Raw genomic sequence first — 10,499 nt, forward strand, 5'->3', positions numbered from 1 at the left:
TGGGTGGTGTCGGTGGTGAGCATGGAGGTTTGCCAGAATTTTACAGGGGCGGGGGTGGTAAGTGCAAGACATACCCAAAAATACACCCAAAAACATACCCTGTGGGTTGTTTAGCCGCCGCTCCAACGGCGCGGCGTGGCCTCTTCGGGAGGCGTTGCCGCATCCTGCGGCTGCGGCTGCGGCTCCTCCGAAGAATTAGAAGAAGCGGATTCTTCCGCATTCTTTTCTTCATTCTTCGGTTCAGATTTTTTGATGAATTCATCCGGCGGAACAAGATAAGCTTGTGCCGTAGAAATTGCAGGTGCGCGCTTTGAATATTTGTGACCCGGAGGCGCGGCGCTTGGGTTATTGTATTCGCTTAAAATAACTTTTCCGTCGTCCAAAACAGCATCAACCCAGGCGACATGTCCGGCTTCTCCAATGCCGGAACCACCGAAGGCACCCCACCAGGCAACCGACCCGGCAACCGGTGTTGTGGACACTCGCCAGCCGCGCGCAATCCATCCATCACGCCACTCTGCGGCGTTGCCAAGATGTGCGCCGTTGCCGCCCTTGTTATTGCCAATGGGCCAGTTGGTCGGATCATCGCCAGATGCTCCGGCCAATTCGTTGAGCTTCCACATCGTGTAGCTCGTACATTCGCCGTAGTAAAAACCTTGCAAATCCTCAACGTAAACGCCCGGGCCGGGGGTTCGGGCAATCCACGGGTAGGTGTCACCTGCGCCCGCGTCGCCGCCTGCACGACCCGTGCCGCAACCTCCAGAGCTGGAGCCCTGAGCAGAACCATTTCCACCGCTTTTGTGCTCGGTGCCGTCGTTGTACTCTTTGCCGCTACGATTGACGTCAATGCCGGCTTCCTTAATCACCGCGTCCGCCGGGGCAACCGACGAGACATAATGCGACGGGTCGGCGTTCTTCTGCACGGCGTGAATTGCCGCGGTCTCCGACATGTCAGCCCAGCCGGCGGTGTCTGCAAGACCACCGCCGCCGCGCTTAGGGCCCAGGACGAAAAGCTGCGCGGCAACCTTCGGATTCATGCGCTCCTCGCGCGTGCCCCAGCTGTCTTGCTGTTGCAGAATCCCAATACTTGTTGCGACGGTGCCATCTGGATTAATGGCACCGTCGCCGTAACCGATGTTCTGCAAGCTGGATTCACCGAAAGCTGCGATGATGGTCAGGCGCGAGACTTTGCCAGAGAAGCCAATCTCTCGCACGCCTTCGTCAATCGCTTTCGCGATTTCCACCTGTGAGGCGTGCACAGCGGTTTTCTTGCCGCCAGTGCCGCCGCTGATGGTGCAGTCTCCAGCGGCGGCGGCGGTACCAGTCCCGCCGAAAATCGCGGCGACGATTCCACCGATGAGCCCGCCCACCAGGACGATGACGACGACGACCGGAAGCACGAATTTCAGCAGCACCCCGCGCATAGCGTGCAGAGCGGCCAGTTTCAGCGCTTCGCGCATCATGACGGGACTCCTTCCCAAGCGGTCATTGAAACATCTGTAACCATCCACTGACCCGCTTCATCCTGGAGCGTGGTCAGCTCCCAGGTCAGCACCACCTGCACGTTGCGGTGGTCGCGGACGGTGACCCGCACGACGCGGGATTTCCGAAAATCGGTGTCAATGCCCTGGTTCTTGGAGCGGGGCAACACCTGTGCGTCGGTGACCATGAACGGTGCCTGCACGCCAACCACCGGCTCAGCAGTGGCGAACGCGTCCGGCACGTGCGTGTCACTGAATGGCTCGACCCATTCAGCCACACGCGCCGATTCCTGCGGCCTCTCGCGCCAGCTCCAGGTGACAGCCCAGGCCTTCATGACCGCTTCGGGGTCTGAGCGGTCAGGATTCTGGCGCACTGGCGCTTCAATGGGGACGACAGAGGCCCGCGCCGATGGGCGGGCCTCAACAGCATTAGGGTTCGTGCCCAGAGTGAGCCCGTCCCCGGTCGGTGCCGGAGAATCAATCGCTGATTCCCCGCCCCCTACCGTCCCTTGCGGAACTGCAAGGGACGGGCTCGCGGACGGCTGCGCCTGTCGCTGAGAAAAACTCTGCACGAAGAACGTTCCTGCCAACACCACAGCCGCCAGAAGAACCGCCACAACCCACCGGGCGTTGAGATTGAGGCGGCCGCCCCCGCCCCGCACGCGCTGACGCGGTGCAGGGCGGGCGGGCTGTTCGCTGGTCAGCTCATCAAAAATCTCATGGTCAGACACTGGCCCTCCTGCGATTGATTGCGGCACGGCGCGGCGGGCGGCTTTCCGCCGCGCGCGTGCTCTTTGCGGTTCGTCCAACAGAGCTTCCCACCGCTGATGCGGCGCGGCGGCTCATGGCTCCCGCGCGCGAGAGCGTGCGGATCATGAGAAGCTGCATAAATCCGCCGCCGCCCATTCCGCCAGAGTTCACAATCTGCGAGATGGTGCCCTTCAGTCCGAACGCGGCAAAGAGAAGTCCCAGCTCAGTGATGAGCTGCTGGTTCCATTCGGCGGAGCTGGTCGCCACGGCGGCGATGACTCCCATCGTTGAGACCAGCAACAGCATGAGTGAGGCGTTCATCACGACCGCGCCCACCAGCTTTGCCGCCCAATTGCTCAGCCATGTGCGGGTGAGCCCAGGAATGATGCCGAAGGGGAGGAAGAAGACCCCGAGGAAGAGCAGTAACACGGCTTGGTACCAGGCTATGAGCGCATTGACAACAAGAAGGCAAACCAGGACAGAGCCAATCAGAGCAATCAACGCACCGAAGAGGACAAGACCAACGCGGCCGCTCCAGTCGTCACCTTTCAGAATCTTCTGAATGTGTGAATCTTTTTCCTGTTTGTCGATGATTTGCCTTTCGTAGTAGTCGTGCCGTTCCTGATATTTGTCCTTTTGAAGAACGGCGGCGCCATGCTGTTTGCACAAACTCATGTCGCCGCCAAATTCTCCAATGCACCAGGGCGTGATGATGAAGCTACGCCAGAACGAATCTTGGACTTGAAGCGCGAAGGACTTTGTCGCGTTGTCGGAAGCGTAGTTTGTTGGCCATTCAAACGGTTCTTTTGCCGAAGCCGGGGACGCATCAACCACAGTTGAAACCACCTTCTGGCCAATGTCACGGCCCATTCCCAGGCCGTCGACAAAAGCCTTTGGTGTGGTCATCAATCCCAGTGCGCAGATGCTCAGCGCCAGGAAGGTGAGAACGCCGTTGAATCCGTTCGTCTTCTGCCGCGTGGCGTCGATGAAGGTCATCACCGCACCGGAGGCAAGACAGGTGGGCAAAAGCCAACCGGACAGCTCGGCCATTGCCCCCGAAATCATGGGGGACACGTCCACCGCGTCCTCAAAGGCGGAGCTGCCGCCAATCATGCCGGTCATGAGCCAGCCAATGACCCACGCGAAAGAGGCCACGGCAATGAAAATCATGCCCGCGAGACCAATCATCACGTCCGCCGGGACGTTTCCCGGCGGCTCGGCGGTCTTGTCCTGCCACAGCCGGAACGGGTCCACCGAATTTGCCAACGTCAGACCGGGACGGGCCGGGAAGACCCCGGACACACCGCCGTTTGCCGCCCACGCTGCCCCAGCGAACCAGGTCAAGCCAAAGGTCAAGCCAAAGACCTTGACGGCACGGCGGGCCTTCGGCGGCAAAGCCGCCCACGCCAGGCCCAGGGGCGTGACCGCCCAAAGTGCGGCCATGAGCCGCAGAATCGGGTTCGTGATGAATCGCAGGCCAGAAGCGAACTTCTGGCTGAGATTCTGAATCTTCTGTTTCATCGTCAGCCTGCACATTCAGGGGCATTTGGCCCAGAGAGCGCGGCGCACTCGCTGTTCTTCGAGCCCTTGGCGATTTGGTTCAGCTCGCCGCGTGCTTTCAGCACCCAGCGGCCGTTTTCGTTGACCATGCCCAGCACTGCCGGGGTTGCGTCGTTCTCGCCTTTGGCGATCACGACGGCCCAGGCATCAGACCCCCACCGAACGGTTCGGAGAACATGACGTTCTTCCGAGCCTCCCCATGCGGGTGTGCTGTCATTCAAAGTGGAGCAATCAGAAATGTGGTGCTTGTAGGCGGGCGATTCCAGCTCACAGGCTCCGCGGTCTGTTGCTTTGAACCATGCCAGCGCCGCGTCAGCGGCGGCCTGCTGACCACCATCAGATGCACCCGCCGTCTGCTGACCTGCGCCCTGACCACAACCAGCCAAACCCAGCACCAACAGAACCGCCGCAGCCGTCATCTTCCTCATGATTTCTCCTCCTCTTCCTTCTTCCTCTTCTGCTCCGCGTTCGGGTCAGTCGACAAAAGCGCCTGAACCTCATCTGACGGGAACGTGAACTGCACTTCTGCGACTTGGTCGCGCCAGTCCCTGACCAGCGCCCGGCCCTTCGCCACTTTGCGCACGTCTGATTCATCATGCCCAAGGGCCTGAATCCTCGCTCGATTCTCAGCCGAAGGCTCCAGACCGAGAAGCTGCGCGCCCGCGTCCTGCTGTTCGGCTGTGGTGAGCTGAAAGAGCCTCACGCCCTGCAACTGCTCTACCAGGCCGGGCTGAGCGAGAATCGACGTGCAATCCTGCGTGTCCAGCACCAAGGAAGTGTTGAAAGCACGACCCATGCGGGCGATTCCATCGAGGAAAGCAACGCCGCCGGTCGCGCGCATCAGAATGTGAACCTCCGGCACCGCAACCGTCTTGCGCATCGAGCGAAGCTCCTCTGACGACGACATGCGCAGTGCAAAGCCGGTGATGCCCTGAATCAGGGCAACCGAAAGGCGTTGCTGACCGTCCCATTCCGCAAGGGGAATTTCAGGCGAGGGAAGCGACAGCCCCGCCGCTTGCACAATCCACAGACCCGGCTGTGATGAAAGCCCCGCCGCGTCCAGGTTCGGCGGGCCCATCACGATTTTGCCAATTGGTGTTTTCGCCAGGTCGCGCAAGTAATGCGCGAAGCTTCGCACGTCGGGGTCTTCTGCCTCCGCCATGCGTTTAATGACCCCCCACGTCGAGGGCATCGCCGCGTTCTCTGCTTCCTCCATCGCAAAGTGGAGAGATGCACTCGTGGCGATTTCAACCTGGCGGCGGTCTTTGGCTTGCATCATCAGCATGGACTGCACCGCCGCCGGGGCTTTGTCCAGCGGAAGCGCGCGGAACATGTCAGCTGCGCCTGAGTGGGCGGACCCCAGTTTGATGACTCCTGCCGGGATTCCGAAGCGCTGAGCGGTCAGAACAGCACCGCCGGTGTCGCCCTTCCAGTCAAAAACAACCGTCCAGGCCGGTTTTTCCATCAGGTCGGAGAGCAATTCAAGCATCATGGCGGTGGTCTTTCCGCGGCCGCTTCGGCCGGAATAAAGCACCGTCGTTGTATCGCCACGCTCACCTGCTGCGGAGATGGATGAGCGGAAAAGGTCAACGGTCGTTCCATGCACGAAGCCAGACATGCCGCTGTCCTCATCACCGCACCTCGACCCAGCCCAGAAGAACGAACCAAAAAACGCGTTGTCGGTCTGCACGTGGTTGAGATCAGTCACGCGACGAACGTCTCCGGGCACGTTCTCCAACCACAAGTCGCGCTGTTCATCTTCACCGCGCGCAAGAATGATGTCCTCGTCGGCCAGGGCGGCAATGACCGCCTCAACGTTCTCTTCCAGGTCTTCCCGGCTGGTGCCGGTGACAATCACGCGGGTGGACTGCTCCACGAGGAACGTTCCGCCCTTGTTGATTTCGGTCAAGAGCTGGGCATTTGCGGCCTCAGCTTCAAGAATCTCTTCCGGCGGCTCCTCAGCTGACTGCTTCGCCGCGCTTCGGCGCTGTTCCTTCGCCAACTTGCGGGCGCTGTTCACGGTCTTGCGGGCGCTCTGGCGGGTCAGTGCATGGAATCGCACAGAGACATCAGCACGCACCGGCACCTGAACAAAATCGCGTCCGTAGCCGCTTGACACTTCCTGCACCTTCACAATGCGCGAAAGAATCTCCAGCCAATCGGCATTGCCCGGAGCCGTCAGCTCCTCAGGCACGGAGACAACCGGCAAAATTGCCTTCCACAGCACCGTGTCGCCGTGCTCATCGAGCAGCTGAACATGGTCAGGCCAGGGAACCATCTTCGACGAGAGAAGATGACCTAGCGCCGCACCGCGCACTGTGCCGCGTGCCGGAATCTTGGCCTTGGCGCGTCCAGATTCACGGTTCAGCATCCAAGCGATTTGCTCGACACTGGCCAGCTCCACCGCCAGCGGAGACGCGCCCAGAACCTTCTGCATCTTGCGTGCCATTGCCATGTTCTCGGCAATTTCCGCATCCGGCACCGGGTCGGGCGTGAATCCGGTCGCTCCTTCGGCACGGCGCATCAGCCGTTTGGTGGTGCTGGAGCGGTCGGCAAGCTTGACCCCCAGCATGACGGTTCGGTTCGGAAGGTGCAATGCGTCAATCTTCGAGCTGTAGGCTTGCGCCCATTCCAGACCGCGCGCCCAATCGGGGGCGTAGCGGTCTTTGACCGAAGCTATGTAGTCGTCGCCGGTGTGTTCGCTCCACATCACGCGGAGCATGCACTCACGTTCACCAACGGCCAGCAGCACCGCGCGCTTCACGCTGTCGAGCGAAGCATCCCAGGCTGCTTCTGACGCGGTGTCGAGGTTCTGAACACCGATGGTAAACCATGCCTCGGCGGCGGTCTGCGTGAACAGCAGCCCGTCAGTGATGAGTTCGTGAATTGGCATCGGCGCGGAACGTTCAGCGTTCAGGCCCAGGGTGCTACGAACGCTTTCGAGAATCCCCATTTTTTTACCTCCTCTTCTTTCTCTTTCGGCGGGCGATTTCCCGCGATCCGATGTCGTCCAATGCGTCCCCGCCAATCACCCAGGCGGTCGGGGAAATGCTGACTGCCGCCTGCTGTTCGCCCGATTCTGCGTGCCGGTGCTGTGTGCGGGCGATTGCCTGTCCCAGCTTCCCACCGATTCGGTCGGTCAGCGGCAAAAATTCGTGCCGGTCAGCGGCACGGCGGCCAAACCTGATGACTGGACGATGCGCCCGAACCGCGTAGCGGACTTTGAGAATGAGCTGTGTGAGCCTCCAGCGCCGCGCGTTCTTTGGGCTTTCCTGGATGCCAAGCTGGACAAACAGCAACGGCGGCAGACAGTAGAGAATCATCATCTGTTGGTTGAACGTTCGGGTGACAGAGAAAACCAGCCCAGCCCACAAGACAAAGGCAACGGACCCAATCAAGAGAACCTTTCGGGGGATGCCTTCGCCCAAGTCCACGCCGAACAGCTCGTGCTGGCGGCTTTCGATGTGAAGCTGGCGCGACACGGTGCGCCCGGTGCGCGACATGTTCTAGCCTCCGAAGAATAGGCTGGTCAAGGAGCGCATGAACGCCACCGCTGAATCGTTCTCCCAGACGAACCAACCGGCAAACAAGCCGCCGAAGAAGAAACTGACGGCGTAGCCCCATTCCCCTTTTGCCGTGTGCGCGACAAGACGGGATGCCAGAAAGATGACGACCAGGTTACCCAGGACACCCAGCCAGAAGAATTTCGCGCCGCTAAAGTCCGTCAGGCCCAGGGGCAACGTGGCAATTGCTGCGAGTTCAAACATTAGATTCCTCCATGAACTTCTGAGATTTTCCATTGGTCAACGCCGGATGCGCTGACCTTAACAATTGAGCAAGTGAAAGTTTGTTTCAACTGAACACCGTCACGGTCAAAGGTCACTTCTGCGGTGGCGGTGCGGCGGTCGGCTCCACCTTCGGAGACTGTCCATCTCGTCACGGTCGCGGTGCCCCAGGCACCGTTCAGACCGCGAATTTTTGCACCAGGTGCGGCGATGGAATCGAGATTGTCTCCAGCTGCGAAAAGTGAGAAAAAGCTTTGCGCTTCGGTCTTGGTCTTCGTTGTCAGCTGCCCGTCATCTGAGGAGGCCTCGTGCCGGGCGACGGTTGGGGCGGCGGGAACCGCCACGACCCCAGGATTTCCGACGACAACCCCGGCCCCGTCGATGACCTTCACGGTCATTTCAAGGCCGGTGCTTGAGCGCTTCTCTCCGTTGATGATGTCCACCAGCACTAGGACGCGGGCGGTCTTCTCGTCGATGACCTGAACCCTCATCACCGTGGGATTCTCAGCCCTCTGTTTGCCCTTGCCGTTCCAGCCAAGCCGCCCGTCAATGTCGCCGGTGGTGAAGTAGTAGGGGCGGAGTGCGTCAGCGCGGGTTTTGGCTCCTGCGTCGCCTTCTTCCCAGGTCAGGAACGCCACGGAGAATCTGGAGGCCACGCCCTCAGCGGTGGCGGTTGGGAAAGTTGCGCTGATGGGCACTGGCGCGGCTTCCTGCCGTGCTTTGTTGCCCCAGATGATGGTGCGAACGCCAATCCAAAGAATCAGAATCAGGACAACCCACACCGTGATTCGAAGCGCTTTTTTTCCGGCGGACGGCTTGGCCTGAACCGGGGTGAACAGTGGTGCGTCTTCCTCAGTTTCGGCTGCGCCGTTTTCCGCAGTGGCGGGTTGCTCCGCGTCCGTGGCCGAAGGACTCGGGAGCGGATCAAACCCGCCAATTTTGCGAAGCACGTTCAGCCATGCGGGCGGTTCTTTCGTCGTCACAGCGGGTTCACCTCATCTTCGGCTGCGGGGGTTTCAGGAGCGGCTGGTTGCGCCGCCGCACCGGCGGCGGGCTTGCTGTTGCGGCGAATGGTCAGGTCGGGGCCGATATGCTCGACTTCGACAAAGCGCGTGGAGCGTTTCTCACCCGTTGCTTGGTCCACCCATTCGGTTTGCCGCCATTGGCCGATGATGACGACGGCGGCACCGGTGGGAAAATTCGCGTCGCGGATTGCTTCGGCTGCGCCGCGCCACGCTTGGCAATTCACCCAGATGGTCGGGAGTTCAACGAATGTGCCGGTTGCGTCTCGGAATTTGTCGTTGATTCCGACGCGGAAGCGGGTCAGTAGGTGCCCGTTTTCGGTGGTGCGAGTTTCGGGGGGTGCGGCAAGAAAGCCGCCAAAAGAGGCAGAGAAGGTCATGATTCTCTTCTTTCGGAAGTGGTGGGTGTTCTTTTTTAGTCGGTGATGGTCTTGTAGTGGGTCACGGCGTTCTTGGGGTGCAACCTGATGCCGGTCACGGCGTTCTTCTTGCCGGGGGCATCGACGCGTTCGACGCGGGCCATGAGGCGCGGGTCAATTTCTGCGATTTCACGGGCGGACATAATGAACGACTCGCGGAATTTCTTCATGCTGGTGATGTCGGGGCCCATCTGCTCCGCCAGCTCCTCCCACGAAATCACCGGAAGATTCTTCGTGCCGGACTGGTCCACAAAATGCAAACGGTGCTTAAGCCACAACCACATCAACAACGTCTGCGGAGACTTCGTCGAGGCCACCAGCTGCTCCCACCGGTGGGTGCCATGCGGCACCGGCCAATGGGACACGACGCGATCATAGAACTCTTGGCTCAACACAACCTGGGACTTCTTCTCGTTCAAATCCCCGTCACGGGTGAACGTAAGTTTGGTTTCAGACCCGACCACACAGCTGGTCGTGTGAATGGTTTCTTCGCCGTCTGCATCGACTCCCACGGTGGTGGTGTCAATGCGCATTGCCAGCAGGGCGCGCAGCTGGCGCTCTGCCTCGCGGGCATTGCGAGGGTTCCATGAGATTTTGACGTCGCGCAAGAAGCCGCGCCAGCTCGTTGCAAGGTCGATTTCCGGGCCGCCTGCACGCACTGCTTCGGTGCAGAGCCAATGCAGAATCAGGACCGCAATTTTTCCAGAGGGAAGAATGTTCAGCTTCTCGTGCGTGCCGGGCAGAAGGACGTGACCGGCGGTGAGCGTGAGGGTTCGGTTGCCGTTGCGGCGTTCCCATTGCACCGCTGGAAGGCTGGTTTTCGTGCCATCGGCTGCGCGCATCACGGGCGCGCGTGAGGGCAGAGAGAAGTTCACGAAGAGTTCGGGAAAGTGAGAGATGCGGGGGTTCGGCGGCGGTGCCGAAGTGCTAGCATCATTCTGATTTTGGCTGGTAGACTGGTTCACAGTCTCTCCTCTTTTCTCTGATTTTAGGGGGGAGGCTACGCCTATCCCCTCTTCTGGACTTGAGGGGGAGGCATTTAGGCCGTCGGGGCGCTTGTTCAAATGCCCCGGCGGCTTTTTTCATGCCGCCCCAAATTCAATTGTGTTTGAGCTTGTTCACACTCACCTTAACACGCTCTTTCGTGCAGGTGCAAGCGATTTTGTCGCCGCGGTTTCGGCGCGGCGAACGATTGAGAAATGGGACATTGCTTCAAAAATTACCCCTGCACTGGTGGGACATTTTGGTGCGAGGTGGTGGGACATTTTGGTGCGAGGTGGCACTATCACCCCAAGTCAAGCCACTATATGCACACAGTGCACAAACCGCCCCTATATATATATTACCTATATGTGCTTTTCCTGCATGGGGGCTGCTCAATCGCCGCGCCCCCCTCCCCCCCCTGGCTATGCCGCCGTGCGGCGGCGTAAGGACCTCGCTACGCTCGGACTGCCGGGGGAACCCCTCTCGCGGGGTTCCCCC

General features: G+C 60.3%; 10 protein-coding genes. All 10 read right to left on the minus strand.

Going from position 1 to position 10,499, the window contains the following annotated elements; all coding sequences use genetic code 11:
* Positions 1–110: 110 nt before the first annotated feature.
* The 10 genes from HMPREF2919_RS00830 to HMPREF2919_RS00875 are packed head-to-tail and all read right to left on the minus strand — an operon-like array spanning position 111 to position 9,982.
* Positions 111–1,463 carry a CHAP domain-containing protein gene (locus HMPREF2919_RS00830; protein WP_070665745.1) on the minus strand — a complete coding sequence of 451 codons (1,353 nt, stop codon included), beginning with the start codon at positions 1,461–1,463 and terminating at the stop codon, positions 111–113.
* Positions 1,460–2,212 carry a hypothetical protein gene (locus tag HMPREF2919_RS00835; RefSeq protein ID WP_070665748.1) on the minus strand — a complete coding sequence of 251 codons (753 nt, stop codon included), beginning with the start codon at positions 2,210–2,212 and terminating at the stop codon, positions 1,460–1,462. The genes HMPREF2919_RS00830 and HMPREF2919_RS00835 overlap by 4 nt, the downstream gene beginning before the upstream one ends.
* A complete protein-coding gene (locus HMPREF2919_RS00840) occupies positions 2,205–3,752 on the minus strand; it encodes a hypothetical protein (RefSeq protein WP_070665751.1) in 1,548 nt (515 codons plus the stop codon). Before HMPREF2919_RS00840 ends, HMPREF2919_RS00835 begins: the two co-directional genes overlap by 8 nt.
* A 2-nt stretch (positions 3,753–3,754) precedes the next feature.
* On the minus strand, positions 3,755–4,219 hold the full coding sequence (locus HMPREF2919_RS00845; protein ID WP_070665754.1) for a hypothetical protein: 465 nt from the start codon (positions 4,217–4,219) through the stop codon (positions 3,755–3,757).
* A complete protein-coding gene (locus HMPREF2919_RS00850; protein ID WP_070665756.1) occupies positions 4,216–6,744 on the minus strand; it encodes an ATP-binding protein in 2,529 nt (842 codons plus the stop codon). The genes HMPREF2919_RS00845 and HMPREF2919_RS00850 overlap by 4 nt, the downstream gene beginning before the upstream one ends.
* Positions 6,745–6,748: 4 nt before the next feature.
* Positions 6,749–7,294: a hypothetical protein gene (locus tag HMPREF2919_RS00855; protein WP_070665759.1), complete on the minus strand. Its 546-nt coding sequence runs from the start codon at positions 7,292–7,294 to the stop codon at positions 6,749–6,751.
* Between the two features lie 3 nt (positions 7,295–7,297).
* Positions 7,298–7,558, minus strand: a complete 261-nt coding sequence (locus tag HMPREF2919_RS00860) for a hypothetical protein (RefSeq protein ID WP_070665762.1) — start codon at positions 7,556–7,558, stop codon at positions 7,298–7,300.
* Positions 7,558–8,559 (minus strand): conjugal transfer protein, encoded by a 1,002-nt coding sequence (locus HMPREF2919_RS00865; protein WP_070665765.1) that lies wholly within the window; start codon positions 8,557–8,559, stop codon positions 7,558–7,560. Before HMPREF2919_RS00865 ends, HMPREF2919_RS00860 begins: the two co-directional genes overlap by 1 nt.
* Positions 8,556–8,978, minus strand: a complete 423-nt coding sequence (locus HMPREF2919_RS00870; RefSeq protein WP_070665768.1) for a single-stranded DNA-binding protein — start codon at positions 8,976–8,978, stop codon at positions 8,556–8,558. The genes HMPREF2919_RS00865 and HMPREF2919_RS00870 overlap by 4 nt, the downstream gene beginning before the upstream one ends.
* A gap of 35 nt (positions 8,979–9,013) precedes the next feature.
* Positions 9,014–9,982, minus strand: coding sequence for a replication initiation protein (locus HMPREF2919_RS00875; protein ID WP_070665771.1), 969 nt, complete (start codon positions 9,980–9,982; stop codon positions 9,014–9,016).
* Positions 9,983–10,499 lie beyond the last annotated feature (517 nt).

Source organism: Rothia sp. HMSC068E02 (assembly GCF_001813565.1).
Taxonomy (GTDB): domain Bacteria; phylum Actinomycetota; class Actinomycetes; order Actinomycetales; family Micrococcaceae; genus Rothia.